At 46.7% G+C, this 26,591-nt stretch carries 25 protein-coding genes; 16 read left to right on the top strand and 9 right to left on the bottom strand.

From position 1 onward, the window contains the following. The first annotated feature begins 5 nt into the window (after positions 1–5). From ACZ5DR_RS14925 to ACZ5DR_RS14895, 7 genes are all read left to right on the top strand, one after another. On the top strand, positions 6–683 hold the full coding sequence (locus ACZ5DR_RS14925; protein ID WP_377368874.1) for a 4-carboxy-4-hydroxy-2-oxoadipate aldolase/oxaloacetate decarboxylase: 678 nt from the start codon (positions 6–8) through the stop codon (positions 681–683). Next, entirely contained in the window at positions 676–1,746 is a 1,071-nt protein-coding gene (locus ACZ5DR_RS14920) for a 4-oxalomesaconate tautomerase (protein ID WP_377368876.1), read from the top strand. Before ACZ5DR_RS14925 ends, ACZ5DR_RS14920 begins: the two co-directional genes overlap by 8 nt. Before the next feature lie 36 nt (positions 1,747–1,782). Next, positions 1,783–2,655: an amidohydrolase family protein gene (locus ACZ5DR_RS14915; RefSeq protein WP_377368878.1), complete on the top strand. Its 873-nt coding sequence runs from the start codon at positions 1,783–1,785 to the stop codon at positions 2,653–2,655. A gap of 38 nt (positions 2,656–2,693) precedes the next feature. Beyond that, positions 2,694–3,053 carry a protocatechuate 4,5-dioxygenase subunit alpha gene (locus ACZ5DR_RS14910; protein WP_377368880.1) on the top strand — a complete coding sequence of 120 codons (360 nt, stop codon included), beginning with the start codon at positions 2,694–2,696 and terminating at the stop codon, positions 3,051–3,053. Beyond that, positions 3,053–3,904: a class III extradiol dioxygenase family protein gene (locus ACZ5DR_RS14905; RefSeq protein WP_377368882.1), complete on the top strand. Its 852-nt coding sequence runs from the start codon at positions 3,053–3,055 to the stop codon at positions 3,902–3,904. The genes ACZ5DR_RS14910 and ACZ5DR_RS14905 overlap by 1 nt, the downstream gene beginning before the upstream one ends. A gap of 260 nt (positions 3,905–4,164) precedes the next feature. Further along, positions 4,165–4,512: a protocatechuate 4,5-dioxygenase subunit alpha gene (locus ACZ5DR_RS14900; RefSeq protein ID WP_377368884.1), complete on the top strand. Its 348-nt coding sequence runs from the start codon at positions 4,165–4,167 to the stop codon at positions 4,510–4,512. Next, positions 4,512–5,354 (top strand): class III extradiol dioxygenase family protein, encoded by an 843-nt coding sequence (locus ACZ5DR_RS14895; protein ID WP_377368886.1) that lies wholly within the window; start codon positions 4,512–4,514, stop codon positions 5,352–5,354. Before ACZ5DR_RS14900 ends, ACZ5DR_RS14895 begins: the two co-directional genes overlap by 1 nt. Positions 5,355–5,434: 80 nt before the next feature. Here the strand turns inward: ACZ5DR_RS14895 and codA are convergent, their stop codons facing one another. From codA to ACZ5DR_RS14865, 6 genes are all read right to left on the bottom strand, one after another. Further along, complete coding sequence (gene codA / locus ACZ5DR_RS14890) at positions 5,435–6,685, bottom strand: cytosine deaminase (RefSeq protein ID WP_377368888.1); 1,251 nt, start codon at positions 6,683–6,685, stop codon at positions 5,435–5,437. A gap of 8 nt (positions 6,686–6,693) precedes the next feature. Then, on the bottom strand, positions 6,694–7,935 hold the full coding sequence (locus ACZ5DR_RS14885; protein WP_377368890.1) for a PucR family transcriptional regulator: 1,242 nt from the start codon (positions 7,933–7,935) through the stop codon (positions 6,694–6,696). After that, positions 7,932–9,188, bottom strand: coding sequence for a cytosine permease (gene codB, locus ACZ5DR_RS14880; protein WP_377368892.1), 1,257 nt, complete (start codon positions 9,186–9,188; stop codon positions 7,932–7,934). Before codB ends, ACZ5DR_RS14885 begins: the two co-directional genes overlap by 4 nt. Positions 9,189–9,581: 393 nt before the next feature. Beyond that, positions 9,582–10,565 (bottom strand): aldo/keto reductase, encoded by a 984-nt coding sequence (locus ACZ5DR_RS14875; protein WP_377368894.1) that lies wholly within the window; start codon positions 10,563–10,565, stop codon positions 9,582–9,584. 75 nt (positions 10,566–10,640) lie between these two features. Then, positions 10,641–11,588, bottom strand: coding sequence for a Gfo/Idh/MocA family oxidoreductase (locus ACZ5DR_RS14870; RefSeq protein WP_377368896.1), 948 nt, complete (start codon positions 11,586–11,588; stop codon positions 10,641–10,643). 145 nt (positions 11,589–11,733) lie between these two features. Beyond that, positions 11,734–12,900, bottom strand: a complete 1,167-nt coding sequence (locus ACZ5DR_RS14865) for a LysR family transcriptional regulator (protein WP_464543741.1) — start codon at positions 12,898–12,900, stop codon at positions 11,734–11,736. A 315-nt stretch (positions 12,901–13,215) separates the two neighbouring features. Here ACZ5DR_RS14865 and ACZ5DR_RS14860 point away from each other — a divergent pair, with 315 nt between their 5' ends. The 3 genes from ACZ5DR_RS14860 (at position 13,216) to aroQ (ending at position 15,364) form a co-directional block, all read left to right on the top strand. Beyond that, positions 13,216–14,070 carry a shikimate dehydrogenase family protein gene (locus tag ACZ5DR_RS14860; protein WP_377368900.1) on the top strand — a complete coding sequence of 285 codons (855 nt, stop codon included), beginning with the start codon at positions 13,216–13,218 and terminating at the stop codon, positions 14,068–14,070. 122 nt (positions 14,071–14,192) lie between these two features. Next, complete coding sequence (locus ACZ5DR_RS14855; RefSeq protein WP_377368902.1) at positions 14,193–14,861, top strand: GntR family transcriptional regulator; 669 nt, start codon at positions 14,193–14,195, stop codon at positions 14,859–14,861. A 53-nt stretch (positions 14,862–14,914) separates the two neighbouring features. After that, positions 14,915–15,364: a type II 3-dehydroquinate dehydratase gene (gene aroQ, locus ACZ5DR_RS14850; RefSeq protein WP_377368904.1), complete on the top strand. Its 450-nt coding sequence runs from the start codon at positions 14,915–14,917 to the stop codon at positions 15,362–15,364. A 97-nt stretch (positions 15,365–15,461) separates the two neighbouring features. Here aroQ and ACZ5DR_RS14845 read toward each other — a convergent pair whose 3' ends face one another. Together ACZ5DR_RS14845 and pcaQ are read right to left on the bottom strand one after the other, a co-directional pair. Continuing rightward, positions 15,462–16,403, bottom strand: coding sequence for an AEC family transporter (locus tag ACZ5DR_RS14845; RefSeq protein WP_377368906.1), 942 nt, complete (start codon positions 16,401–16,403; stop codon positions 15,462–15,464). A gap of 61 nt (positions 16,404–16,464) precedes the next feature. Beyond that, on the bottom strand, positions 16,465–17,406 hold the full coding sequence (gene pcaQ, locus ACZ5DR_RS14840) for a pca operon transcription factor PcaQ (RefSeq protein WP_377368908.1): 942 nt from the start codon (positions 17,404–17,406) through the stop codon (positions 16,465–16,467). 258 nt (positions 17,407–17,664) lie between these two features. Between pcaQ and ACZ5DR_RS14835 the strand changes: the two genes are divergently transcribed. Next, positions 17,665–19,521, top strand: a complete 1,857-nt coding sequence (locus ACZ5DR_RS14835; RefSeq protein WP_377368910.1) for a bifunctional sugar phosphate isomerase/epimerase/4-hydroxyphenylpyruvate dioxygenase family protein — start codon at positions 17,665–17,667, stop codon at positions 19,519–19,521. Between the two features lie 54 nt (positions 19,522–19,575). Here the strand turns inward: ACZ5DR_RS14835 and ACZ5DR_RS14830 are convergent, their stop codons facing one another. After that, complete coding sequence (locus tag ACZ5DR_RS14830; protein WP_377368912.1) at positions 19,576–20,469, bottom strand: LysR family transcriptional regulator; 894 nt, start codon at positions 20,467–20,469, stop codon at positions 19,576–19,578. 93 nt (positions 20,470–20,562) lie between these two features. Between ACZ5DR_RS14830 and leuC the strand changes: the two genes are divergently transcribed. The 5 genes from leuC (at position 20,563) to ACZ5DR_RS14805 (ending at position 26,133) form a co-directional block, all read left to right on the top strand. Beyond that, positions 20,563–21,990 carry a 3-isopropylmalate dehydratase large subunit gene (leuC, locus tag ACZ5DR_RS14825; RefSeq protein ID WP_377368914.1) on the top strand — a complete coding sequence of 476 codons (1,428 nt, stop codon included), beginning with the start codon at positions 20,563–20,565 and terminating at the stop codon, positions 21,988–21,990. Between the two features lie 9 nt (positions 21,991–21,999). Further along, the gene (gene leuD / locus ACZ5DR_RS14820) at positions 22,000–22,650 is read left to right on the top strand and encodes a 3-isopropylmalate dehydratase small subunit (protein WP_377368916.1); all 651 of its coding nucleotides are present in this window, start codon (positions 22,000–22,002) and stop codon (positions 22,648–22,650) included. A gap of 9 nt (positions 22,651–22,659) precedes the next feature. Continuing rightward, positions 22,660–23,739 (top strand): 3-isopropylmalate dehydrogenase, encoded by a 1,080-nt coding sequence (gene leuB / locus ACZ5DR_RS14815; RefSeq protein WP_377368918.1) that lies wholly within the window; start codon positions 22,660–22,662, stop codon positions 23,737–23,739. Between the two features lie 67 nt (positions 23,740–23,806). Continuing rightward, positions 23,807–24,925, top strand: a complete 1,119-nt coding sequence (gene asd / locus ACZ5DR_RS14810) for an aspartate-semialdehyde dehydrogenase (RefSeq protein ID WP_377368920.1) — start codon at positions 23,807–23,809, stop codon at positions 24,923–24,925. Between the two features lie 182 nt (positions 24,926–25,107). Further along, a complete protein-coding gene (locus ACZ5DR_RS14805) occupies positions 25,108–26,133 on the top strand; it encodes an IS110 family RNA-guided transposase (protein ID WP_377370086.1) in 1,026 nt (341 codons plus the stop codon). Positions 26,134–26,591 lie beyond the last annotated feature (458 nt).

Raw genomic sequence — 26,591 nt, 5'->3', positions numbered from 1 at the left:
TGATTATGCGTGAGAACGTAGTAGTACAACATATTGAACGTGCCGATCAGGCGATCATTGATGGTTTGGCAGAATGTGGTGTTGCCACTATTCATGAAGCACAAGGTCGTGTTGGCCTGTTAGCCCATTACATGCGTCCAATTCAGCAAGATAAAGCTATTGCTGGCTCCGCCATCACCATTTCTGGTGCGGCGGGAGATAATTGGATGATGCACGTGGCCATTGAGCAGTGTCAAAAAGGGGATCTATTGGTATTTGCACCAACGTCTCCATCGGTACATGGCTTTTTTGGCGATTTGCTCGCCACGTCGGCTCAGGCTCGCGGTGTAGTGGGTCTTGTGATTGATGGCGGTGTACGTGATACCCGTGACCTACGTAAGATGAACTTCCCAGTATGGTCTAAGGCGGTCTTTGCAGAAGGTACTATTAAAGAGACCTTAGGCTCCGTCAATGTGCCAATCGTCTGTGCGGATGAATCTATCAATCCAGGTGATGTGGTTGTAGCAGATGATGACGGCGTAGTTGTTGTACGTCGTGAGAAAGCAGCAGAAGTACTTGAGCTGTCTCGTAAGCGTATGGAAAACGAGGAAGCCAAGCGTGTTCGCCTTGAAAATGGCGAGCTGGGTCTAGATATCTACGATATGCGTCCTCGCCTAGAAGCGAAAGGCTTAAAATATGTCTAAGGGCATTGAATGCATGTGGATGCGTGGAGGTACCTCTAAAGGGGCGTACTTCCTAGCAGATGCTTTGCCTGCGGATCATCAAGAACGAGCAGATGTGCTGTTACGTGTGATGGGATCTCCCGATGACCGTCAAATTGACGGTATGGGGGGCGCTGATCCGTTAACCTCAAAAGTAGCGGTAGTGAAAAAGTCGGATCGTGATGATGCGGACGTTGATTACTTGTTTCTACAGGTTTTTGTTGATCAGGCCATTGTGACGGATGCTCAAAACTGCGGCAATATTTTAGCGGGCGTTGGGCCATTCGCCATCGAGCGGGGACTTGTGACGCCCGTTGAAGGTGAAACCAGTGTTCGTATTTACATGGAAAATACCGGCCAAATCGCTGTTGCACGTGTAAACGTGAAGGACGGCGAAGTGGTTTACGAAGGTGACGCCCGTATTGATGGTGTGCCAGGATTTGCTGCCCCCGTACCGGTTACATTTAAGGACACCGCAGGCTCCAGTTGTGGCGCCTTGCTGCCAACGGGTAATCCTGTGGATGTTATCAATGGTGTAGAAGTCACCATGATTGATAATGGTATGCCTTGTGTGGTTATGCGTGCTTCAGACATGGGGATCGAGGGTACTGAAACCCGCGAGGCGTTAGAAGCCAATTCGGAACTCCGTGCCAAGCTTGAATCCATTCGTCTTCAGTGTGGTCCACTCATGAATTTGGGCGATGTGACTGAAAAGTCTGTGCCTAAGATGACTATGGTGTCAGCGCCAGTTGATGGCGGGGCGATTTCCACTCGCACTTTTATTCCTCATCGTTGCCACGCTTCTATTGGTGTGTTGGGCGCGGTCAGTGTCGCAACAGCTGCAGTGTTAGAGGGGTCTCCCGCTAATGCCTTAGCACAGTACGAATCTGCTGGTCAGATGACCCTTGATGTGGAGCACCCAACAGGGCGCATGACTGTGGTATTAGACCAAAGCGAAACCGGTGAGATTCTTTCGGCGGCATTACTTCGTACTGCTCGTAAGCTGTTTGACGGAAAAGTATTTGTACACAAGAACGGCCTTTAGGTCGCTCCTTTTGCAGAACAAGAATAGGTATTAATTATGATGGATAAAGATTATCTTCCATTTCATCCAAACCCAAGCAAGCCAAAATATGTTGCGCCTGCTGGCGCAGTGGATGCTCATTGTCACGTATTTGGTCCAGCTGATAAGTTTCCTTATCACCCAAAACGTAAGTACACACCATGCGACGCATCCAAGGATCAATTGTTTGCCTTGCGTGATCACCTAGGTTTTTCTCGTAACGTTATTGTACAGGCATCTTGCCACAGTACTGATAACGCAGCCTTGATCGATGCGTTGCAAACCGCAGGCGAATTGGCTCGAGGCGTTGCTTTTATTGATGACAGCTTCACAGTTGAACAACTGCAAGAAATGCACGATGCCGGTGTTCGTGGCGTGCGCTTTAACTTTGTGAAACGACTGGTCGACAGTACTCCTCGTGAAGTGTTCTTTTCGATCGCAGAAAAGATTAAAACCCTAGGCTGGCACATTGTTGTGTACTTCGAGGCTCCTGACTTGGAAGAGCTGATCCCGTTCTTGAAAGAGCTTGGTACTACGATTGTGGTGGATCATATGGGGCGTCCAGACGTTGCCAATGGTGTTGACCACCCAGATTTCCAACGCTTCATTAACTTCATGGCGGAGAATGATAACGTTTGGTGTAAGGTAAGCTGCCCAGAGCGCCTAACTCTTCAAGCACCAGACTATTCAGATGTTGTTCCGTTTGCCAAGACTTTGGTGGAGCAGTTCCCTGATCGCGTTTTGTGGGGCACGGATTGGCCTCATCCGAATATGAAATCACATGTGCCAGACGACGGCCACCTTGTGGATGTGATTCCTGAAATTGCCACCACCCCTGAGCTTCAACAAAAGCTATTGGTGGACAATCCAATGCGTCTGTACTGGGACTGATCCCATACAACCGTGAATGAATAAAAAGAGGTCTCCCCATGGCGACTAATGAAAAAAAAGCCATCCCTGGTACGTATCTATTTGATAGCACCATGGCTAAAAAAGGCTACGGCTTAAATAAAATGTGCTTCTCGTTTAACGGACAAGAAGCCCGTGATGAATTTAATGCTGACCCAGATGCCTACTGTGATAAGTTCAAGCTGACTGATGCCCAGAAGGAAGCAGTCAAAAATAAAGACATCATCGCTATGCTTAGAGAGGGCGGTAGTATTTATTACCTCGCTAAGTACGCAGGGCTATTAAAACTTAACATGCAAGATATCGGCGCGTTACAGACTGGTATGAGTGTGGATGAGTTTAAAGCCATGTTAGAAAAGAACGGCAAAGGAGAAGTGTAATGGCGAAAATTATTGGTGGTATTACAACTTCTCACATTCCTGCGATTGCCAATGCAATGGCGAATGGATTAGAAGACACGCCGTACTGGAAGCCATTTTTTGATGGTTACCCACCAGTACGAGACTGGCTCAACGAACAGAAGCCTGATGTCATCATTCTGTTTTACAACGATCACGGTTTAGAGTTCTTTATTGATAAGAAGCCGACCTTTGCGATCGGTGTAGCGGATGAGTATTTCAACGCTGACGAAGGTTGGGGTATCCCAACTATCCCGCCTGTGACAGGTGAATCGGACTTGTCTTGGCACATAGCCAATAGCTTAGTTGAAGACGGCTTTGACATGACCATCTGTCAAGAAATGAAGGTGGATCATGGTCTTACTGTACCATTGAACCTGATGTGGCCTGGTCACAACTATGGCCATGTAAAAGTCATTCCGGTTTGTATTAACTGTGAGCAACATCCAATGCCGCAACCAAAGCGTACTTATGCGCTTGGTCAAGCGATTGGTCGTGCGGTGCAATCCTTTGATGAAGATTTGAAAGTTGCGGTATTTGGTACTGGTGGTATGTCTCATCAGCTAGATGGTGAGCGTGCAGGTATCATTAACCGTGAATTTGATATTGAATGTTTGGACAAGCTGGTCTCTGATCCAGAAGCCCTAACTAAGTACTCAAATCACGATTTAGCAGAAATTGCCGGCGCCCAAGGTGTTGAGCTGAATATGCTGATCGCGATGCGTGGTACTTTAATCGGTGAAGTGAAAGAGCTACATCGTAACTATCATGCGCCTATTTCTAATACTGGTTCTGGTCTTATGCTCCTTGAGCACACCATGCCAGAGAAATAGTGTATGAAAGCCTTGTTCTGAGTTGGGCAAGGTGCACGAAATTCAAAACTTATAAGCCACAACAGTTTGTTGTGGCTTTTTTTATGCCTCATATCACGCTGTTTTTTATATTACTTTTTTGGTTTTTAAAGTAGGTCATTATTCAATGATGTGGGCTTTAGAGACTAGATGTATATCAAATAATGGCTTGATCATTCTTCTTATACTCTTGTTTTCACCTTTGATTAACGAATAAAAATATTGTGACGACGAGGTAAGACATGAGTAAGGCGAGTAATATTCCCGGTACCATTATGTTAGATGGACCCATGGCAACCAAAGGCTATCCCCTTAACAAGATGTGTTATTCCTTCAACAACGAAGCAGCACGTGAGGCGTTCCGTTTGGACGAAGAGGCCTACTACCAGAAATTTGAACTCACCTCAGAGCAAAAAGATGCCATGCGTAAACGCGATGTCATTGCCATGTTGGAAGCAGGTGGAAGTATCTATTACTTGGCTAAATTTGCCGGATTGCTTGGTTTAAGCGTTCAGGATGTGGGTGGCTTACAAACAGGCATGACAACGGATGAATTTAAGGCATTTCTTGTCGCACAGGGAGAAGTGTAATGGCTAAATTATTAGGCGGTATCGCCACTTCTCATATTCCTGCGATTGGTGTGGCAATGGATCAAGGGCTTGAAGATACACCGTACTGGAAAACGTTTTTTGAAGCGTACCCACCTGTAAGACAATGGCTTTATAGCAAAGAGCCGGACATTGTCATCATCTTTTATAACGATCACGGTTTAGAGTTCTTCCATGATCGTAAGCCCACATTTGCGATAGGCGCCGCCGCACACTATGAAAACGCTGATGAAGGTTGGGGGATCGCTGAAATTCCTCCTGTCACAGGCGAAACGGAGTTATCATGGCACATTGTGAATCATTTAATTGAGCATGATTTTGACATTACTGTTTGCCAAGAAATGAAAGTGGATCATGGCTTAACGGTACCTCTCACTTTGATGTGGCCAGGTCATAACTATGGTCATGTAAAAGTGATTCCAGTTGCAATTAACTGTGAGCGGCACCCAATACCTAAGCCAAGTCGTAGCTATGCGTTTGGTAAAGCGATTGGAGATGCGGTTCGTTCATTCCAAGGCGACCAGAAAGTTGTGGTAATGGGCACCGGTGGTTTGTCGCACCAGTTAGATGGTCAACGCGCCGGATTCATCAATAAACCTTTTGATCTGTACTGCATGGAAAAGATTGTCGATGAGCCTGAGCTATTAACTCAATACTCAAACTATGAGCTGGTTGAAAAAGCCGGTGCGCAGGGGGTGGAGTTAAATATGTGGCTGGCAATGCGTGGCGCGTTAGGACAATCCGTGACTGCTCTACACAGCAGCTACCATTTACCAATCTCAAATACTGGTGCAGGTGTTATGCTGCTGGAAGACAATGGATGATTCTGATTAGTAACCTAAAGCCGCTTAATTAAGCGGCTTTATTTTTGCATTAAGAATGCAGCAGACCGTATGGGCTGCGCTTAATTGGTTTTAACATAATTTGGGGTGAGTATTTTAGCCGCTTGGCGCTCCATAATAATCTCACCTTGACGGATAGACAGCAGGACTTCCCCTTGGCGTCGAATGACGCTGTAATCGTCTTCACCTTCGAGCAGGATGCAGTTCGCACTGTTTCCAACGGCAATACCGTAGCCTTCCAAGCACAGTGTTTTGGCACTGTTTTCAGTGATCAGGTCTAATGCTTGGCGATAGTCTTGGTAACCCATCATCTGGCAGATATGTAGGGCAAAATCTAACGTTCTTAAAAGCTTGCCATTACCTAGTGAATACCATGGGTCAAAGATGGAATCCTGCCCTAAGCATACATTCATACCGGCTTCTAATAGTTCTTTCACACGGGTGACGCCCCGGCGTTTGGGGTAAGTATCAAAGCGCCCTTGAAGGTGAATGCTTTCCGTGGGGCAAGAAATGAAGTTGATGTTGGAGTTCTTCAATAACCGGAACAGCTTAGAGCAATAGGCGTTGTCATAGGAGTGCATGGCCGTTGTGTGGCTGGCGGTGACTTTATGGCCCATATCGTATTTTAGCGCTTCATAAGCAAGACATTCTAAAAAGCGCGAGTTAGGGTCGTCTATTTCATCACAATGAACATCCACTAAGCGATCATACTTACGTGCTAAGCCAATTAACGTTTTTACGGATTCTTCCCCAAGCTCCCGTGTGTATTCAAAATGGGGGATGCCACCTACCACGTCTGCACCGACTTCTAAAGCTTGCTCCATTAATGCTAACCCGTTGGGATACGACAACATGCCGTCTTGGGGAAAGGCAACCACTTGGATTTGAATTTTGTCCTTCAATTCATCTCGAATGGCGCAGAGGGTTTTAACGCCTACTAAACTGGGGTCGGTGGTATCAGCGTGGGTTCGGATAGCCTGAACCCCTTGTTGTACCAGAAGCTCAATAGTAGATATGACCCGCTGATAGATATCGTCTTCGTTGAGCATGGGTTTACGTTGGCGCCAGCGCTCAATGCCTTCAAATAAGGTGCCGCTCTGGTTCCACTCGGGTTGTCCCGCGGTGAGGGCTGCATCCAAATGTATATGTGGCTCTACAAAAGGCGCACAAAGTAGATTTTCCTGGGCATCAATTTGCCCTTCGCTGATAGTGATAGCTTGGGTTTGAGGAGTGATGTGGGTGAAAATTCCGTCTTTAATGGTGACGGTGAAAAGTTCAGGCTGATGACGTAATCGTGCGTTGATGATTTCCATAGGTGTCCTCAATCTTCGACCAATGAGTGTTGTTGCTCATCTAAATTATGATGATGAAATAGGATCTGCTCGATCAATAGGGCGTTTTGTAAATTCAAACGACTAAATGGGTCCTGTAAAGAATAGCCAAGCCTTTGTTCGATGCGCCCCAAACGATAGCTTAGTGTGTTACGGTGAATGCCCATGGCGTCAGCGGTATGCTGCAAATGTCCAAAGTGGTTGAAGTAGTGCTCTAAAGTGCTTTTCATTTCGGTACTGGCTGTATCTCTGCAAAAGCAAAGTGAACCTAAATGACGTTTACAAAATTCCGCCAGCATATTGCGCTGTGGAATGGCGGCAAATAACTGGGCGATGCCTAGCTGATCATAGAAAAACAGCTTCTGTTGCGGGTGCTTTATGGCAAATTGTAGTGCTTGTTTGGCTTCTTCAACGGCCTGAGATAATTCATCTAAGCCCTGTTTTTGAGTGCTGACCCCCATGCATAAGTCCAACTGAGGAAAGTCCGACTGGAGGCGCTCACGAAGTTGAGCTAGGTCTTCATATAGCTCTGATATTTCATTTTTCTGAGTAGGCCAGACCGCGAGCAATCCGTTTTCATCAGAGAGGACAGGCCACTCAATATGGCGTCTTCTTAATAGTGCTTCTAAGGATTGTTCTATTTGTTGGTAATTCTGAAGGGGCTTGTTGGCAGATGATGCGGCATTTTCAGAACTTTGGTGGTAGCTGAGAGATAAGCTAACAAAAGCAGAATGGCTGCTGATACCTAGGTCTTTTGCTCTTAAATGAATGAGTTCTGGCGCTTGCTGGAAACCGTTAATGAGCTTGCTCAAAAATAAGCGAATGGATTTGCCCAATAGGTTATCTTGGACAATGGCGTTACTGATGATTTCCGTGACTATGACCATTTTTAAATCATAGGGCTGTTCAAATAAGGGCACCTGTAGTTTATTTGCCAGCTCTAAAACTGATTTAGGGATTTTTTGAATGAATTCAGGGCCGGTCAATATCACCAAGCCTGCAACCTGACTCTCAGAGGCTTCACGCACAAGTTGGCAGAGATTTGATTCATCACGGGTGTGATTAATGCCGGTGACAAATACTAATTCACCTCCGCTGACCCATTCTTGAATGGACTCGTTTTCTGCAACGTAAGGCCAGCGCACAATACGCTGACCTCCGGTAAGCCCAGCCCGAAAGCTAATGCTCTCTAGGCCGGGGAGTTTAGGGATATCGGCACAACTGATGCTCATAATTGGGTAACGGCTGCCTTTGGTTGGTTTTGCATAATTAGGGTGAAAGCACCGTAGACTAGGATAGCGCTAAATACCCCAACAACAGGTGGCATGAAAGGAGAAGCGTATGCAGCGGCGGAGGCGATCATATAAGCAATGATTCCTGGCCAATGGAAGGCTGGTAGCTTGGCTTCCCCAAGGCTAGGGTATTGCCCTTTATGGCGCATCCAAAAATCCGTCATAATGATGCCGCCAATAGGTGGGATAAAGGTGCCAAGTAACACTAAAAATGGAATCAAGAAGTTGTACATTCCAAATACTGCCAACAGGGTACCAATGGCAGCTCCGACCACTGTCACTGTTCGACGCTTATCGGTACGAAGTAGATTGCAGCCTGCCACTGCGAAGTTATAAATAGTGTTGTCTTGGGTGGTCCAGATGTTCATAAATAACATGAGAACCGCTAACACCATAAAGCCTTGAGCCAGCAACACGTCAACGATATCTGCTTGCTGGTAAATAAGCGTGCCCAATGCGCCAGTAAGTACCATTAGGCCATTCCCAACGAAAAAGGCAGTCATAGTAGCGATCACGGCAACCTTGCCGCTGCTTGCAAAGCGACTCCAGTTCGTGGCTTGGGTGCCGCCACTGATAAAGGTGCCAATGACTATGGTGATGGCAGCGGTGAAGCCAAGGCTCTCTGTGGTTTCTATATTGAGGAGCCCTGTCATGCCGCCCACATCAATCAAACCCGTATATAGACTGATTAAAATGAAGATCAGCATCAATGGAACCGCGACGCGGGACAGGATATCCATGCCTTTAAAACCCACCATTGCGGTAAGGCAAAATGCCATGCCAAACAAAATCATTAGAGGTGTTTGCCAGCTTTCACTCATACCCGTAACTTTAACAAGCACAATAGCCAGGGTTGCCGTCCCCCAGGCATACCAGCCAATCTGAGTAAAACCTAAAACAAAGTCGGATAATTTACTGCCAACTTCGCCAAAACAATAACGCCCCATGAGAACGCTGTTTAAACCACTTTTGTAGGCAATGTATGCCAGAGCGGATGCGTAAGCTCCCAGTAGGAAATTACCGATTAAAATCACCAGCAAGAGTTCTGAGAAGGAAAAAGCAGTCCCTAATGTCCCTCCAGCCCACATGGTGGCTGTAAAAAAAGTAAATCCCAGTAGCACGAATGCCATAGGTAATAAGCCTCGGCGTGCGTTTTGCGGTACTTCAGATAACGGATAATCAGATTGGCTCATGTGGCTCTCCTTATGCATCTTATTGATACTCACTGAGTTGTAATAAGCAACATGCGAACCAGTTATTGATAAAAGCGTTAATGATTAGGGGTTTTGGCAATATGACCAAAATACCCATCCTATGTTTAGTACAAACTATACAAGGTGTTTGATGGGAAATATTAAGTCATTAAAAATGAGAGGAGTCCGTGCACCGATATAGTCATGCTGTTAGACGGTGTATTGCTATTTTGGCTCAGAATCCAATGACTGATAGATGCGCTGATTCAGTAGATGGTTAATTAAGAGGGAAAGCATGGGAAGTAAACAGGCTACAAGTATGAGAAGAAGGCAGGTTTGGCCCAAGCAAAAAAAAGCCGCTAAAACATAGCGGCCTTCTGTTTAAGGAAAATGTTAGAACTCTTCCGTATCAATTTCTTTCTGTTGAGCGGCATTGTAACGAGGACCGCTAACAGTGTTCTGATTGATCAACTCATTCAGCTCCGCCACTTGATCCCCTGCAAGTTTTAAACTGCTTGCTGACAAGTTTTCTTCCATATGGGAGACAAAACGTGTTCCTGGGATGGCTACCACGTGCTCTCCTTGTGACAACACCCAGCTTAAGGCTAGCTGAGCAGGGGAGTAGCCCCATTTTTTAGCAAGTGCCTCATAGTCTTTCAATAATGCTAGGTTCCGTGCGTAATGTTCGTCGTCAAAGCGTGGCATGTTTAAGCGAATATCGCCTTGTGTCAGATCTGAGCGATCTTTTACTGCGCCGGTTAAATAACCTCGAGCAACAGGACTGAAGGCGACAAAGGTGATCCCTAGGTCTTTAGTGGCTTCAAGGCATGCAATCTCAGGGTTACGTGTCCATAAAGAATATTCCGATTGCAACGCAGCAATGGCGTGTTCTTGATGGGCTTTACGTAGGGTCTCGGCAGAGACTTCGGATAAGGCAATGGCACCAATTTTACCTTCTTTGACTAGATCGCCTAAAGCACCAACGCTCTCTTCAATGGCTACGTCAGGGTCTTTGCGATGAAGGTAATACAAATCGATATGATCTGTGTTTAGGCGCTTTAGACTTGCTTCACATTGCTTTTTTAGGTTCTCTGGACGGCCGTTAATCTCTTTCTTGCCGTCCACGTTCGCCATGCCACATTTGCTGGCAAGAAAGAACTCGTTACGACGAGAGCTTAATGCTTTGCCCACAAGGCTTTCATTGCGGCCACCACCATATAAGGTTGCGGTGTCAAAATGACGGTATCCCATATCAAATGCAGCATGCAGCGCCTTAATGGCCTCGTCTTCTTCGACGGGCACGCCGTATGCGTGGGAAAGGTTCATACAGCCCAAGCCGATTTTGGGATCTAGAAAAAGGGAGTGTTTATCAGCCATGTTGCGCCTCGTACACAATTTAAATAGACAAAAAAGCAGGACCTAGGCCCTGCTTTTTATAGAAAATATCGGAACTTAATCTTCTAGGCAAAGTTCAAGTTTGTGCAGTGTTTCCATTGCATCGATAGCTTGAGTCACACAAGAGTTTGGTGCGCGGCCTTCTTGGATGGCAGCGATGAACTCACGATCCTGCAGTTCGATACCGTTATTGGACACGGCAACACCAGAAAGATCGATCTTGTTTTCTTTGCCGTCATACAGATCATCGTAACGAGCAATGTAGGTGCCATTGTCACAGATGTAACGGAAGAAAGTACCAAAAGGACCGTCGTTGTTGAAAGACAAAGACAGAGTACAAATGGCGCCGCTTGGAACTTTCATACCAATGCTCATATCCATCGCAATGCCTAGCTCTTCATGGATTGGGCCTTGTAGCGCTTGTACTTTAGTCGATACTTCGCCAGTTTGGTATTGGAACAAATCTACTGTGTGGCAAGCGTGGTGCCATAGTAGGTGATCAGTCCAAGAACGAGCTTGGCCAAGAGCATTCTTATTAGAACGACGGAAGAAGTATGTTTGAACATCCATCTGTTGAACTTTTAGTTCGCCAGCTTGGATTTTGTTGTGGATCCACTGATGTGAAGGATTGAAGCGGCGAGTGTGGCCGGCCATGGCAACTAAGCCAGTACGCTTCTGTACTTCAACAACTTTACGTGCGTCTTCAATATTATCCGCCATTGGGATTTCAGACATCACGTGCTTGCCTGCTTCCAAACACTGAATCGTTTGTGCGGCGTGCATTTGAGTAGGGGTAGCAAGAATCACCGCATCAACGTCGTCACGAGCCAATGCTTCTGCTAAATCTGTGGTGTAGTGTGGAACGCCGCGCTCTTCTGCGAAGGCTTTAATAGCGTCAGGTTTAGTGCCGACAACAGAGATTACTTCTGCGCCTTCAATTGCCGCAATGGCATCCATGTGTTTCATGCCGAACGCGCCAGATGCGCCTGCAATACAAATTCTCATGTTATTCGCTCCTGATTGTTATCATCACGATGTGTTGGGCTTAAGCCGTATTTTTGTGTGCTTCAATCTAGCACTCAAGTCTAAAAGGCGATAATCGATAAACCGCGCACATCATTCAAAATATGCATAGCATGTATGAAAATCTCTACCTGAAATTTTCTGATATATCACGTAGCACGGATAGAAAATGTGACTGAGTTATGGTTGGAAGCCAGTTTTTACGGACACATAACCCAATCGGACGACGTGTATGCTCTAACGGAAAGTCAACACAGTCGAGCAAATTGATATTGATTTCCCGCTCAACCTGATGAGCCGAGATTAACGTTAAACGGTCACTTTCAAGTAATAATTCTCGAATTAGGATCTGTGAGCTGGATTCTACAATACGCAAAGGCTTGGGCGTGTTTGCATCAGTAAAGATGGCTTCAAATGCCTGTCTTGTTGGCGTTTTTTCCGCAGGTACTACCCAAGCGTATTTCGCCAGATCGGCGGCACTTACCTTAGTCTGTGATAACAGCGGATGCCCTTTACGGCAAACAATGGCTAAAGGGGGGTTCCATAGGGCTTCTTGAACCACATCATCCGCAGGAGATGGGTAGCGCAGGGCTCCCAAAATCATATCGATATCCCCTTGGCGTAAATGCTGTAACAGGTCAGGGTAGGGGCCTTCGATGACTTTAACGTTCACATCCGGATGACGTTCGTTAAATTTCAAAATGGATTTCGGCAGTATGGTGGTACGAGCCAAAGGCATACTGCCAATGGAGATGGTACTGACATCTCGAAACTGCAGGGCATTGATTTCATAAACCCCTTGGCGCAACTCACTGAATGCAAGCTTAGTGGCTTTGGATAGGGTTTTGGCAGCCCGAGTAGCACTGATACCAATGCTGTTTTTCTCAAATAAGGTGACACTTAGCAGTTTTTCAAGATCCCGGGCGGCACGGTGTACAGAGGACTGGGACACACCTAGGTTACGGCTTGCGATGCTAAAGTTTTGGGCTTCACAGACAGCAACCAACGCCTTGAGTTGGGTCGTGCTAATTTGAGCCATCATGTTCTTAGGCACCGCATCACGAGGATTATGCTCTTTTAAAATATCGTCTGTTGCGTCATTTAAATAATCCAACGCCCGTGACACACGCTTTTGCCAAGCTTCCCCTGCAATGGTGGGATACATGCCATCAGAGTGCCGTTCAAATAAAGAGACACCAAGTAGCTTTTCTAGCTTGGCAATGGCTTGTGTGATGGCGGGTTGGGACAAATAGATACTTTCTGATGCACGGGTAATGCTTTTCAGTTCGGTCACCGAAAGAAAGACTCTCAAGTGTCTGAGGTTGGGGATTTGCATGTCCATCTTGGTACCTTGAAGCAACGAAATTTAGATGACTATATCAAAAATGAATGGCAATTCCATAATAAGTATTAATATAGCTCAGTTTCTGCAAAGTCGTGGCGTGCTTGGGTTAGAGGGCTTACACAAAACATAATTGACTTTTTGAGTTGCAAATATAACGAAATCGTTATTTGACCCATTTCAAAAATATAGGATACTTTTGCTAATATTCAATATTTGAAAGATTGGCAGCGGTAAGCTGCCTCGTTCCACCTGGGGATAACAATAATGTATAAACTCGGCTTAATTGGTCAAAACATCAACGCCTCACGTTCTCCTGCTTTGCACAGAATGTTGGGTGCTCTAAACAATCTACCTGTCACTTATGATCTGCAAATTCCAACAGACAGTAGTCCTGAAGCCTTCAGCAAGAAGCTGGATGAGATGTTGGTAGAAGGATTTACAGGTACGAACGTCACCTTCCCATATAAACAAATTGCCATTGAGCGCGCTGATGAAGTGAATGATGCTGTGCTTAAAACAGGTGCCAGCAACACTCTTCGTATCAAAGATGGCAAGATTTCAGCCTTTAACACTGATTACACAGGCTTCATTCGTGGTTACCGTGGTCGTGTAGGGGATTTGCCTGCTGGTAAGGTTTTGCTTATTGGCGCTGGTGGTGTCGGCCGTGCAATTGGTTTCGCCTTATTTGAAGTGGGTGCTACGGAAGTGATGGTATCCGACCTTAATCCTGCCGGTGCTCAATCCTTAGTCGATGCGATCAATGAAGCGGGATACAGTGCTAGATATGTGCCCGCTGAAGCGGTTGGTGAGGCTGCAAAAGCTGCTGATGGCTTGGTTAACTGTACTCCTGTAGGGCATTACACCACACCAGGTATTCCTTTGGCTCCAGAGCACTTCGGCGATCAGTCTTGGGCGTTTGATGCGGTTTATACTCCGATCGACACAGAGTTTCTGATGGCTGCCAACAGCGCAGGATTAAAAGTGGTCTCTGGTTTCGATCTCTTCTTCTATCAGGGCATTGATGCATTCGAGATCTTCACCGGACAGCCAGTGCAAAACATAGAGCCGGTTTGGAATGAGTTCTGGGAAAAATACGAGATCGTCAGCTCACTTATTTAAACGCAATGTTTATTATTGTGTTTGCCAGTTAACAGCGACTGTATTCCTGTTTAGAATACAGTCGCTAAATATCAGTGAGTTGATATTTGGGTATAAAAAATCATAAGAGCCCGAATCCGCACATGCTAGAAACTGTAGAAAAGAAATTAGTTGGCCAATCTGTGTACGAGCAATTGCGTACCGACATCATGACAGGGCAACTTACTCCTGGGGCAAAGCTTAAGCTTAACCTTCTAAAGGCGCGTTATGGCGCCAGCGTCAATACACTGCGCGAAGCACTGATGCGACTGGTGTCGGATGGGTTCGTGCGCTTCATCGATCAAAAAGGTTTCAGTGTTCAAATGGTGTCGAAAGACGACCTATATGAGCTACTGGAGCTGCGCACCATGTTAGAAACCACGGGACTTGAAAAGTCTATGACCAATTCTTCGGGCCTGCTTGCATGGAAATCGGAGATGGTGGCTGCCCATTATCGTTTAAGCTGTATGGAAGAGTTAATGCTTCAAGATGAGCGTGCTCACGTTCAGGCTTGGGAGCGTGCTGACCGAGACTTTCATATGACAATGGTAGCAAACTGTGGGTCTCACCAGATGATCCGCTACCACGGATCCATCATTGAACAGTATATGCGTTATCAGCTTCTGGCGTTGCAGAAGCGTCCCTTTAGGGGAAGCAAATCCCTTGGGGAGCATAAAGAATTGCTAGAAAGAATCATGCAAGGAGATGTGCCCGGAGCCATAGCAATGTTAAAGCATCACATTGCACAAGGCGCTAATAACCCCGGATCATAATCTCGTTTTTACGCTCATTTAGAAATGAGCTTGTTTATTTGAGGAAGAATCCTATGGCAACAATTATCGTTATGAACGGCCCTAATTTGAACCTTCTTGGTCAGCGTGAGCCAGACCAATACGGGCACGAAACCCTTGCGGATGTTGAGGCCCTATGTATCGAAACGGCAAAGCAATATGGCCACGACATCGACTTTCGTCAGTCTAATCATGAAGGAGTGCTAATCGATAGCATCCATGAAGCAGGCCGTCTTATTAAAGAAGGTAAAGTCTTAGGTGTGGTATTTAACCCAGGTGCCTACACTCATACATCGATTGCTTTGCATGACGCCATCAAAGGTGCTGAAGTGCCTGTGATTGAAGTGCATATTTCTAACGTTCACGCCCGTGAGTCCTTCCGTCATCATTCTTACATTTCCCCTTGTGCTACTGGCATCATTGTTGGATTTGGTGTCCAAGGTTATGCCTTGGGTATTCAAGGTTTGGTTAACAAGCTTTCGTAATCTATATCTGATTTACGAGAGACACAAAAAAGCCGTCAGCGAAAGCGAGACGGCTTTTTTATGTGGGACAGTTTTTTTAATGATAAGTATTTGATAGCTATTGAATGCTCAGTACTTGCAAAACCACCATCAAGGTAAAGAAAGAAGCGATGGTAGTGACTAATAAAGTGCTGGCACAGATGGCGCGCTGTCCATAAGCACTGCCAATAATAGGATAGATGCTCATCATAGGAACTGCGGCAATTAAGATGCCCCCTAAAATCATCGTCTTATCCACCCCTGGCATCAAAAACAGCATGACGCCTACGGCAATAGGGTGAAGCACTAACTTTCCGAAAGTCACTATCGTAATGTCACGGGCATTTCCTTTAACGCTATTTCCAACCAAAGAGCCCCCAAGCACGATCAAGGCCAGCGTCGCAGAGGCGCCAGACAGCATTACTAGCACCCGGTCTGCCGTGGCAGGTAAGTCTACATGGAGATTTGACGCGACTAATCCCGCCGTGACCGCAATAATGAGCGGGTTTTTTGTCAATCGTTTTGCGGTGGCCTTAAGCATGGACCAAGTGCTTCTGTCTCCTCCTTGTGAAGAGCTGAATTCTAGAATCATAAAGGTCACGGGTAATACGACAATGTTTTCGATGATCAGCGCCATGGTAAAGGCCGCTGTGGGCGGGTTGCTGAACGCAAGAAGCATCACTGGGTAAGCGAAGAAGGCAGAGTTAGAGTTTGCCATGCCCACGCCCCGAATGGTGGATTCGCTCAAAGGGCGTTTGAAAATCTTACTGTATAAGAATAAGCCCCCAAACAGCATGATGAGTGAGCCAATCATATAGCCAAAGAAATACGATGGGATGATGACCTCGTCAAACTCCATCCGAGCAAGGGTGCTGAAAATGAGAGCAGGGAGGGTGAAGTAGATCACCACCTTGGACATGCTGACCATGCCATCTTCAGAGACCAGCTTGGTTCTTACGGCAATGAAGCCCAAAATCATTAGAATGAAAATAGGGGCAGTGGTGGTAAGTATGTTTCCCATAGGTCTATCAAATGTCCTTATCTGGCAAAAGCCAAATCAATGCAAAGGAAAAGTTAGACGATTAATGGTCTTGAGGATTGTAGTAATTGTCTAACGTTTTGGCTGTGTCGCGCACGGCATTCATAAAAAGCTGCAATAGCATTGAAGGTGCGGCATCCGCCCGAGTGGTTAAGCCTACTGGGCCGAGGGTTTCTTTCGTATCAACCGGTAGTTCTGCTAATTCACCATCAGCGATTTCTCGGGCAACAACACCACGGGAGATAATAAAAATCGCATTACTCATACGTAAGAACTCTTTACCAAAGGAGTCCGAAATGGTGTCGATTCGATCTGAAATATTGCCAACGCCTTGCGACAAAAGGAATCGATCAACAGATGGCGCGGTAATCGAATCCTTCGGTGGGTAGAGCACAGTGTAATCTGATATGTCTGCTACTTGGAAGTTGGATTTCGTCAAAAGCGGGTGTTCAGGGCGAACAGCAAAGGCCACTTGCTCTGAATAAAGGTGCTGAAAGGAGAGGCCAGACATGGCTTCTGGCATACCTAAACGGCCTACCACTAAATCCAGTTCACCCACGCGTAATTGGCTCATAAGCAAGGAGTTGGAGCCCGTCACCAAGTGCAATCTGGCGTCGACACCCCCTTCACGAAACCGTTTTACTGCTTCAGGTAAGACACTTGTGGCTACGGTAGGTAACACCCCGATACTGATGTGACTTACCCCTTTTTGTTGCGCTTGGGCGACACGTTCAGCCCCTTCACGCAATGCTGCAACACTGGTGCTGGCATGTTCTAAAAACACATTACCAAAAGCTGTTAGCTCGATGCCTTTTTTACTGCGCTCTAAGAGACGCACCCCGAGAATTTCTTCCAACTCTTTTAGTTTCTTGGAGACTGCTGGTTGAGTCAAAGATAGGGCATCGGCGGCGCGAACCACACTGCCTTGGCGTGTCACTTCTAAGAAGCATTGCAGGTGGCGGTATTTGATGCGGTTCTCAAGCATGGGGGTCTCCAAATGGCCAACGAACTGAGGGGGTGAATGTGTGACCAGATTCTATAAAGGCAATCTATACTAAGGATAGCTGGATAGTAAGTCTGTATGTATTCCATTTTGGTATTATTTTTAATGTCTTATTTCATTAACGGTATACAAAGAAGGCGGATATCCTTTGTGTACAGCAATTAAATAACTTAAATGATAGGTTTCATAAAAATCTGTCTTTTTAATATAACCAAACTGATATGTAATAAGAGGCGTACCATGAAAACTGCGCTCGCAACGGTCACCATCTCTGGCACCTTAAAAGAAAAGCTTGAAGCGGCTGCAGAAGCAGGCTTCGACGGCGTTGAAATCTTCGAAAATGACCTCACCCAATACGAACGCTCTCCCCGTGAAGTCCGTAAAATGGCAGATGATCTGGGGCTAGAAATTATCGCACTCCAGCCATTTCGAGATATGGAGGGCATGCCAGAGCGTTTACGCCAACAAAAACGTGAAATGTTAAAGCGTAAGATGGATGTGGCCCATGAGTTGGGTACTAGCCGTTTGCTTATGTGTAGTAACGTGCAATCTTACGCTTCTGGTGACCGTGATTTGTGTGCAGCAGATCTCCGATTTCTAGCGGAAATGGCCGAAAAAGAAGGCATTATGCTAGGCTACGAAGCCTTGGCTTGGGGTTATCATATTGCCGATTACATGGACGCATGGGACTTGGTAAAACGTACCGATCACCCAAACTTGGGGATTAACCTAGATACCTTCCACATGTATTCCCGTGGCAACACACTGGATTGCCTACGTGATGAAATCCCAGTTGATAAAATCGCGTTGGTTCAAGTGGCGGATGCTCCAATCATGCCGCGCCAAGATTATCTGACTTATAGTCGTCATTCCCGCTGTTTCCCTGGTCAAGGAGACATGCCAGTGGTCGAATTCCTTCAAGTTCTGAAAGACAAAGGCTTTAACGACTACTTGTCCCATGAAATCTTTAACGACGAATTTCGTTCTTCTTCACCGATTGCAAAAGCCATTGATGGCATGCGTTCATTGATCTGGTTAGACGATCAAACGGTGTCTGCAGAAGAGCCTAAGTCCAAGCCCATTACTGTCCCAGAAGTGAAAGAGATCGAGTTCATCGAATTCGCCATTGAAGGGGAAGCCGGTGAGGACTTAATCAAAACACTGGCGCAACTCGGTTTCCATGAGACCCATAAACACGTGTCTAAAAACGTAAGTTTGATGCGCCAAGGGGACATCAACCTGATTTTGAATCGTGAATCCGCTAGCCAAGCCCATGAGCATTTCCAAAAACACGGTGTGTCGGTCTGTGCCTTAGGTTTCACGACAGAAAACGTAAAAGAAACTCTTACTATGGCTGAGCGTTACCGTGCTGAGCGTTTTACCAACCAAGCGGGTCCGGGTGAACTAAACATCCCAGCAATCCGTGGTATTGGCGACAGCTTGGTTTACCTTGTGGGTGCGAATAGCCGTTACCGCTTCTTTGATGTGGATTTTGAAGAAATCGAAGGCGTGAAAGGGGAGCAAGGTGTTGGTTTAACCCGTGTGGATCACATTGGACAAACCGTGTCTAACGTAGACTTCTTATCCGCAGGCTTTTTCTACAAATCTGTCTTCGGTTTTGATATTGAACCAAAACAAGATTTGCCAGACATTCATGGCTTGGTGGTAAGTCGTACGGCGACCAATAAGAGTAAGTCTGTGCGTATCCCAATCAATATGACCAACGCACGTTCCGCCTCAGCAGAGCGCTTTATGAAAAAAGCGGGGGGCTCTGGTGTACATCAAATCGCCTTCGCTTGTCAGGACATCTTTGCTGCAGTTAAAAACATGGATCAGGAAAAACAATTGCCGATCCCAGATAACTACTACCGTGATCTAGAAGCGCGCTTGGGTCTTGAGCCAGCGTTGATTAGGAAGCTACAAGATCACAATATCATGTACGACGAAAACGAAGACGGTGCCTTCTTCCACTGTTATACGGAAGAAGTGAGTGGTGTGTTCTTTGAAGTGTTGCAGCGTGTTGATGGTTATAACAACTATGGTGAAGCCAACGCCTATGTGCGCATGGCATCACAGGCACGACAAGAATTGAAGTAATTTAATTTCTTGTTTAGTCAGAACGAAAAGAGTCGCCCAGTGCGACTCTTTTTTTTATGGGATAAGAGGTCGCTCTGACGACGCATCTTGAAGCATGGCGATAAATGCACTGGCTGCCTGGCTCAAGGTGCGTTGTCTGTGATGAATAATGCCCAGCTTACGTTCGACGTTGAGTGCGGGCAGATTAAGCTCCACTAGTTGATCCCCCACTACGGTAGACGGGATAAGGGACCAGCCCCAACCAATACTGGCCAGCATGGCGAGGGTTTCCAAATTATTGGTACTCATACGTACTTGAGGACGCACCCCGTGCACTGCTAGTACCTTCTCCGCAATTTGCCGAGTAAAGGTGTTGTCGTGGGGTAATAAGCACGGATACTTAGCGAGTTCCACCACATCCACTTCTGTCCGTTGGGCAAGGGGATGGTCTACGCTTACCACACATTTTAAGGGGTCAGACCAAATGGGTATGGCGGTCAGCATCTGCTCAGATTGCCCTGAAAGGGTGATGACTCCAATTTCAGCTTCCCCTTTTAGCACTTGTCTATGAGCTTCTTCGGATTGAGTGAAGTCAATCTTGATCTCCGCTTGTGGGTAGCGTTGTTGGAAGGCTTTCAAGGTATTTGGTAATCGATGGAGGCCAATATGGTGGCTGGTAGTGATGTGTAGCTCACCTGTTACATCTTCCATTTGCAGGGACATACTGCGTTTGATGTCTGACAGGTCTTCTGCAATACGGCGGGCCTTTGGCAGCAGTCGATGACCAAACTCTGTGAGCTGTACCTTCCGGCCAATACGATCAAACAGCTTCACGTTGAGGCTTGATTCTAATGCCGCCACACGTTTGCTCACTGCGGGTTGGGTGACAAAAAGAGCCTCTGCAGCATCGGAGAAGGATTCGGTTTCGGCGACTTTGATAAAAGTCAGCAGTTCGGTAATGTCCATCATTCCAAATAATTATCCAAAACATGAAAAATATGAATTGGAGTAATTTAAAAGGACTGAGTACCATAACGCAATGCATATTTAGGAGAGAGAAAAATGGCAGGCAAAACTCTTTATGACAAGTTGTGGGACAGCCACCTTGTCCAGCAGCGTAACGATGGTAGTGCACTAATCTACATCGACTTGCAGCTACTACACGAAGTAACGTCTCCACAGGCATTTGAAGGCTTGCGTATGCACGGCCGTAAACCTTGGAGATTATCCTCAAGCTTGGCAACCCCAGATCACAACGTTCCAACGACTGTGGAAGAGCGTAAGAGCGGTGTGAATGGTATTGCTGACCCAGTATCTAAAATCCAAGTCACCACCTTGGATGACAACTGTGATGAATTTGGTATTACAGAATTCAAAATGACCGATGCTCGTCAAGGCATCGTACACGTAGTGGGCCCAGAGCAGGGCGCTACCTTGCCAGGTATGACGGTTGTATGTGGTGACTCTCACACATCGACTCACGGTGCGTTTGGGGCTTTGGCCCACGGTATCGGTACGTCTGAAGTTGAGCACGTATTGGCCACTCAATGTTTGGTGCAAAAGAAAATGCGCAACATGCTTGTTCGTGTGGACGGTGAATTGTCCTCTTACGTGACAGCAAAAGACGTTGTCTTGGCTATCATCGGTGCGATCGGCACCGCTGGTGGTACGGGCTACGCTATTGAATTTGGCGGCTCTGCTATCCAGTCTTTGTCAATGGAAGGTCGTATGACCGTTTGTAACATGGCCATTGAAGCGGGCGCACGTGTCGGCTTGATTGCCGTTGACCAGACGACCATCGACTACGTGGCGAATCGTCCTTATGCCCCTCGAGGCGCTCACTGGGATATGGCTGTTGAAGCGTGGCAAGACCTAGTGTCTGACACGGATGCAGAATTTGACGAAGTGGTTGTACTTAAAGCGGAAGACATCAAGCCTCAAGTGACCTGGGGTACATCTCCTGAGATGGTGATCGCAATTGATCAACCGATCCCCCGTCCAGAAGATCAAGACGACCAAGTAAAACGTGAAGGCTATGCTCGCGCATGGAAATACATGGGCTTGGAAGGTAAATCCACCTTGGCTGACATTACCTTGGACCGAGTGTTCATTGGTTCTTGTACTAACTCTCGTATTGAAGACTTACGCTCTGCTGCAGAAGTGGTAAAAGGCCGTAAAGTGGCTTCGTCCTTGAAGCAGGCCATCGTTGTCCCTGGCTCAGGCTTAGTGAAAGCGCAAGCGGAGCAAGAAGGCTTAGACAAAATCTTCACGGAAGCGGGGCTTGAGTGGCGCGAGCCGGGTTGTTCTATGTGTTTGGCCATGAACGCTGACAAACTAGGACAAGGTGAGCACTGTGCATCAACGTCTAACCGTAACTTCGAAGGTCGCCAAGGTTTTGGTGGTCGTACGCACTTAGTAAGCCCAGCCATGGCTGCCGCTGCAGCGATTGCCGGTCACTTTGTTGACGTAAACGAATTGGTTAAACAATAGGAGTCTAGAATGCGCCCATTTACGAAACACACAGGTATCGCAGCGCCGCTAGATTTGGCCAACGTCGACACCGACATGATCATTCCAAAGCAGTTCTTGAAATCCATCAAGCGTACTGGCTTCGGTAAAAATTTATTTGACGAGTTACGTTACGAAGACGAAGGCCAGCCTGACCAAGAATGCACTGGTCGCCCATTGCGCCAAGACTTCGTATTGAACTTGCCTCGTTACCAAGGTACCAGTGTTTTACTGGCCCGTAACAACTTTGGTTGTGGCTCTAGCCGTGAGCACGCGCCTTGGGCACTGGATGATTACGGTATCCGTGCTGTGATCGCCCCGAGTTTTGCAGACATTTTCTACAATAACTGCTTTAAAAACGGTCTATTGCCGATTGTTTTGAAGGAAGAAGAAGTGGATCAGCTATTCAAAGAAGTGGCTGCATCCGAAGGATACGAGTTAACCGTAGACTTAGAGTCACAAAAAGTTGTCACCCCAAGTGGCACCGAATTTGAATTTGAAGTAGATGCTTTCCGTAAGCACTGCTTGCTTAACGGCCTAGATGACATCGGCTTGACGTTACAAGAGTCTGATGCGATCCACGCCTACGAAGAAAAACGCATGAAACAAGCGCCTTGGTTGTTCGAAGCGCGCTCATTGTAAGGAATGAACATGTCTAAACAAGTATTAGTTTTGCCGGGTGACGGTATTGGTCCAGAGATCGTAGAGCAGGCGGTACGCGTATTGGACGCCGTAAACGCTTCATTTAACTTGGACATTGAGCACTCATCTGCTTTGGTGGGGGGTTCTGCTTATGACGAAACGGGCTCGCCACTTCCAGAAGAAACCCTTACTAAAGCGAAAGCAGCAGATGCCATCTTGCTTGGCGCAGTAGGCGGCCCGAAATGGGATGGTCTGGATATGTCTGTACGTCCAGAAAAAGGCCTACTAGGCTTGCGTTCTAACCTAGAGTTATTCGCTAACCTACGTCCTGCAATCCTTTACCCACAATTGGCAGATGCGTCCAGCTTGAAGCCAGAAATCGTAGCGGGCTTGGATATCCTGATCGTACGTGAATTGACAGGTGGTATTTACTTCGGTCAACCACGTGGTATTCGCACCCTAGAAAATGGCGAGCGAGAAGGCTTCAACACTTACGTGTACAGCGAATCTGAAATCCGCCGTATTGCACGCTCTGCATTCGAAGCAGCACGTCAGCGTGGCAAACGTGTTTGTTCAATCGATAAATCCAACGTACTGGAAGTCACCGTGCTTTGGAAAGAAGTGATGGAAGAAGTCGCTAAAGAATACCCAGACGTAGAGCTTTCTCACATGTTGGTGGACAACGCAGCAATGCAATTGGTCCGCGCACCGAAACAATTTGACGTCATGGTGACCGGTAATATGTTCGGCGATATCCTATCTGACGCCGCTGCCATGTTGACAGGTTCTATCGGTATGTTACCTTCTGCATCACTTAACGCAGAAGGTCGCGGTATGTACGAGCCTTGTCATGGCTCTGCACCAGACATTGCAGGGAAGGGCATCGCTAATCCATTGGCGACAATCCTTTCTGTTGCTATGATGTTGCGTTACTCGCTGGACGCTAAAGACGCAGCTGATGCGATCGAAAAAGCGGTGAGCGATGTATTAGACCAAGGTCTACGTACAGCAGATATTGCTTCACAGGGAAGCAAACCAGTAAGCACGTCCCAAATGGGTGACGCTGTGCTTGCTGCATTAAAAGCCTAAAATAGGCATTAACTCGGGATACTGCTCTTGGTATGAGTGGGCCCACCCAAAAAAAGGTAAAATAACCATGTCAAAACAAACTGTAGGTTTAGTCGGCTGGCGCGGAATGGTTGGTTCTGTGCTGATGAAACGTATGCGTGATGAGAACGACTTTGATCATATTGATCCGGTGTTTTTCTCCACGTCCCAAACGGGCCAAGCGGGCCCAGATATTGGTAAGGACATTCCGCTTCTTCAAGACGCAATGGACATTGAGTCATTAAAGAAGATGGACGTCATTATTACGTGTCAAGGTGGTGACTACACCAAAGCGGTCTACCCACAGTTGCGTGAGGCTGGTTGGAATGGTTACTGGATCGACGCGGCGTCTTCACTTCGTATGGACAAAGACGCCATCATCGTACTGGATCCAGTAAACCAAAACGTTATCAAGCAAGGTCTAAAAGATGGCGTTAAAACCTACGTGGGTGGTAACTGTACTGTTTCATTGATGCTTCTTGCGCTTGGTGGCCTGTTTGAAAAAGGTCACATTGAGTGGATGACTTCCATGACATACCAAGCAGCGTCTGGTGGCGGTGCCCGTCACATGCGTGAGCTACTGAACCAATTTGGTTTGCTTAACGCAGAAGTGGCAAACGAGCTTGCTGACCCAGCCAGTGCGATCCTGGATATCGACCGTAAAGTGGCAGAGAAAATGCGCTCTGGTACGCTTCCGACTGATCAGTTCGGCGTACCACTAGCAGGCTCTTTGATCCCATACATCGACAGCCAACTTGATAACGGCCAAAGCCGTGAAGAGTGGAAAGCACAGGCTGAATGTAACAAGATCCTAGGTATCGACGGCAACCCAATCCCAGTTGATGGTCTATGTGTTCGTATCGGTGCAATGCGTTGTCACAGTCAGGCGTACACCATCAAGCTAAACAAAGACATCCCAGTAGCGGATATCGAAGGCTTGCTTGCTGAGCACAACCAATGGGTAGACGTAGTGCCAAACGACAAAGAAGCAACAATGCAGCGTCTAACGCCAACTGTTGCGACTGGTACTCTAAACATCCCAGTGGGTCGTATCCGTAAACTGAACATGGGGCCTGAGTACATCAGCGCCTTCTCAGTAGGTGACCAACTACTTTGGGGGGCTGCAGAGCCACTTCGTCGTATGTTGCGTATTTTGATCGAAGACTAATTACCAATAGTCTTGAAACAAACACCAAAGCCCGCTTAACCAAGCGGGCTTTTTTGTGCAATCTAAAAACCTAACAACCAACTACAGTGGGAAATAAGATGGACTCGCCCTCCTAACTATGTGCCATGCTTAGTGTGCAAACAAAAGCCTGTTCGGCATCTAAGTTAAAAGGAGCGAGTCCTATGAAGAACATTAGCATCTTAAGCATCGATTTGGCGAAAAATGTTTTCCAATTGCATGGTCAGAATAAGCAAGGGAAACAGGTTTTAAAGAAAAGGCTGCGACGGGAAGAGCTTGGAAATTCAGTCGCTAATCTGTCTCCTTGTTTAATCGCCATGGAAGCCTGCATTGGTGCTCATGCATGGGCACGACAATTTATGGCGATGGGGCATCAAGTTAAACTGATCTCCCCTCAATATGTAAAACCCTTTGTTCAGGTTAATAAGAATGATCAGCGAGATGCTGCCGCAATCGCTTTAGCAGCTTCACTGCCATCGATTCCATCTGTCTCGGTTAAAAGTGAGGAGCAATTAGATCTGCAAGCGATTCATCGAGTGCGAGAGCGGCTGGTTCGTGAGCGGGTGGCAACCAGTAATGAAATACGTGGTTTGCTAGCAGATATGGGCGTCGTCATCCCAACCGGCGAAGCCGCAATCAAGAATTTACTTCCTGCTTTGTTGGAAGATGCTGAGCAGCCTATTACCTATCGAGGGCGATTGTTATTGGCTGACTTACGATCACAATGGTTAGAAAAAGAAGCACATGTTAAGCGTTATGACCAGATTTTGAAGGAGTACTCAAAAGACAGTACGGAGTGTCAGAAACTCATGGCAGTTCCTGGATTAGGAGTAATCAATGCTTCATTGCTATGGTGCTATATCGGTGATCCAAAGCGTTTTGCTAGTGGCCGTCACGTGGCCGCTTCACTAGGCCTAGTCCCCAAGCAAGCATCGAGTGGTGAAAAAGAGCGTTTAAATGGCATAAGTAAGCAAGGCAATAAACACCTGAGAAAGCAGTTGGTGCACGGTGCTAGAGCGGCCTATCGGGTTTTACTGAAGGAAGAATCCACGGGTCGCCTAGCTGACTGGGTGAAACGCATGAAAAGCAATGGAAAACACCCAAATAAGATAGTCGTTGCGTTGGCCAATAAGCTTGCAAGAATTGCATGGCGCTTACTGAGCAGCTCTGAATCACAGTATCAAAGTTAACAATTGAATAACGAGTTAAGAAACATAAACCGTTTGTAACAGGCACACCCAAAGCGTTGCGCAGACTATTAAAACAAAGCAGATAAAATCGACTCACTTACCCTAGGCAATTCGATGGCTCATTGAAGCCGAGTGGGAGTTCAGAGGAAGTGAGTGCACATCTTTTAATGGCCGAGCAGATATGCTCAATTAAAGTAGGCCGAATATAAGCGTGCAACTTTATTCTGTGACGTCTAGATAGCTTGCAACAGTCGGGCGGGTCCATATAAGCGAATTTCATTCGCGACAAGACTAGCAACCCAGATGCCAGCCAGAAGCACCAAACAGACTATCATTTGTAGGTCGAACTTTAGCTCGACAGAGTTGGTGCTCTGAGACTACTGTTGGTGGCGCTATCCCATGTACTTCAATTGGCTTGCGCCTGTCTCTTCTCGAGCCACGAATCAGACAATTACCAA

It is taken from the genome of Marinomonas vaga (genome assembly GCF_055388305.1).
The sequence above is the reverse complement of the archived record's forward strand: the minus strand, read 5'-3'. Positions and strand labels throughout refer to the sequence as shown.

What these genes read in the sequence shown, in the direction of transcription:
- ACZ5DR_RS14925 (WP_377368874.1), top strand. Translation starts at nt 6, where the DNA reads ATGCGTGAGAACGTAGTAGTACAACATATTGAACGTGCCGATCAGGCG.
- ACZ5DR_RS14920 (WP_377368876.1), top strand. Translation starts at nt 676, where the DNA reads ATGTCTAAGGGCATTGAATGCATGTGGATGCGTGGAGGTACCTCTAAA.
- ACZ5DR_RS14915 (WP_377368878.1), top strand. Translation starts at nt 1,783, where the DNA reads ATGATGGATAAAGATTATCTTCCATTTCATCCAAACCCAAGCAAGCCA.
- ACZ5DR_RS14910 (WP_377368880.1), top strand. Translation starts at nt 2,694, where the DNA reads ATGGCGACTAATGAAAAAAAAGCCATCCCTGGTACGTATCTATTTGAT.
- ACZ5DR_RS14905 (WP_377368882.1), top strand. Translation starts at nt 3,053, where the DNA reads ATGGCGAAAATTATTGGTGGTATTACAACTTCTCACATTCCTGCGATT.
- ACZ5DR_RS14900 (WP_377368884.1), top strand. Translation starts at nt 4,165, where the DNA reads ATGAGTAAGGCGAGTAATATTCCCGGTACCATTATGTTAGATGGACCC.
- ACZ5DR_RS14895 (WP_377368886.1), top strand. Translation starts at nt 4,512, where the DNA reads ATGGCTAAATTATTAGGCGGTATCGCCACTTCTCATATTCCTGCGATT.
- codA (WP_377368888.1), bottom strand. Translation starts at nt 6,685, where the DNA reads ATGGAAATCATCAACGCACGATTACGTCATCAGCCTGAACTTTTCACC.
- ACZ5DR_RS14885 (WP_377368890.1), bottom strand. Translation starts at nt 7,935, where the DNA reads ATGAGCATCAGTTGTGCCGATATCCCTAAACTCCCCGGCCTAGAGAGC.
- codB (WP_377368892.1), bottom strand. Translation starts at nt 9,188, where the DNA reads ATGAGCCAATCTGATTATCCGTTATCTGAAGTACCGCAAAACGCACGC.
- ACZ5DR_RS14875 (WP_377368894.1), bottom strand. Translation starts at nt 10,565, where the DNA reads ATGGCTGATAAACACTCCCTTTTTCTAGATCCCAAAATCGGCTTGGGC.
- ACZ5DR_RS14870 (WP_377368896.1), bottom strand. Translation starts at nt 11,588, where the DNA reads ATGAGAATTTGTATTGCAGGCGCATCTGGCGCGTTCGGCATGAAACAC.
- ACZ5DR_RS14860 (WP_377368900.1), top strand. Translation starts at nt 13,216, where the DNA reads ATGTATAAACTCGGCTTAATTGGTCAAAACATCAACGCCTCACGTTCT.
- ACZ5DR_RS14855 (WP_377368902.1), top strand. Translation starts at nt 14,193, where the DNA reads ATGCTAGAAACTGTAGAAAAGAAATTAGTTGGCCAATCTGTGTACGAG.
- aroQ (WP_377368904.1), top strand. Translation starts at nt 14,915, where the DNA reads ATGGCAACAATTATCGTTATGAACGGCCCTAATTTGAACCTTCTTGGT.
- ACZ5DR_RS14845 (WP_377368906.1), bottom strand. Translation starts at nt 16,403, where the DNA reads ATGGGAAACATACTTACCACCACTGCCCCTATTTTCATTCTAATGATT.
- pcaQ (WP_377368908.1), bottom strand. Translation starts at nt 17,406, where the DNA reads ATGCTTGAGAACCGCATCAAATACCGCCACCTGCAATGCTTCTTAGAA.
- ACZ5DR_RS14835 (WP_377368910.1), top strand. Translation starts at nt 17,665, where the DNA reads ATGAAAACTGCGCTCGCAACGGTCACCATCTCTGGCACCTTAAAAGAA.
- ACZ5DR_RS14830 (WP_377368912.1), bottom strand. Translation starts at nt 20,469, where the DNA reads ATGATGGACATTACCGAACTGCTGACTTTTATCAAAGTCGCCGAAACC.
- leuC (WP_377368914.1), top strand. Translation starts at nt 20,563, where the DNA reads ATGGCAGGCAAAACTCTTTATGACAAGTTGTGGGACAGCCACCTTGTC.
- leuD (WP_377368916.1), top strand. Translation starts at nt 22,000, where the DNA reads ATGCGCCCATTTACGAAACACACAGGTATCGCAGCGCCGCTAGATTTG.
- leuB (WP_377368918.1), top strand. Translation starts at nt 22,660, where the DNA reads ATGTCTAAACAAGTATTAGTTTTGCCGGGTGACGGTATTGGTCCAGAG.
- asd (WP_377368920.1), top strand. Translation starts at nt 23,807, where the DNA reads ATGTCAAAACAAACTGTAGGTTTAGTCGGCTGGCGCGGAATGGTTGGT.
- ACZ5DR_RS14805 (WP_377370086.1), top strand. Translation starts at nt 25,108, where the DNA reads ATGAAGAACATTAGCATCTTAAGCATCGATTTGGCGAAAAATGTTTTC.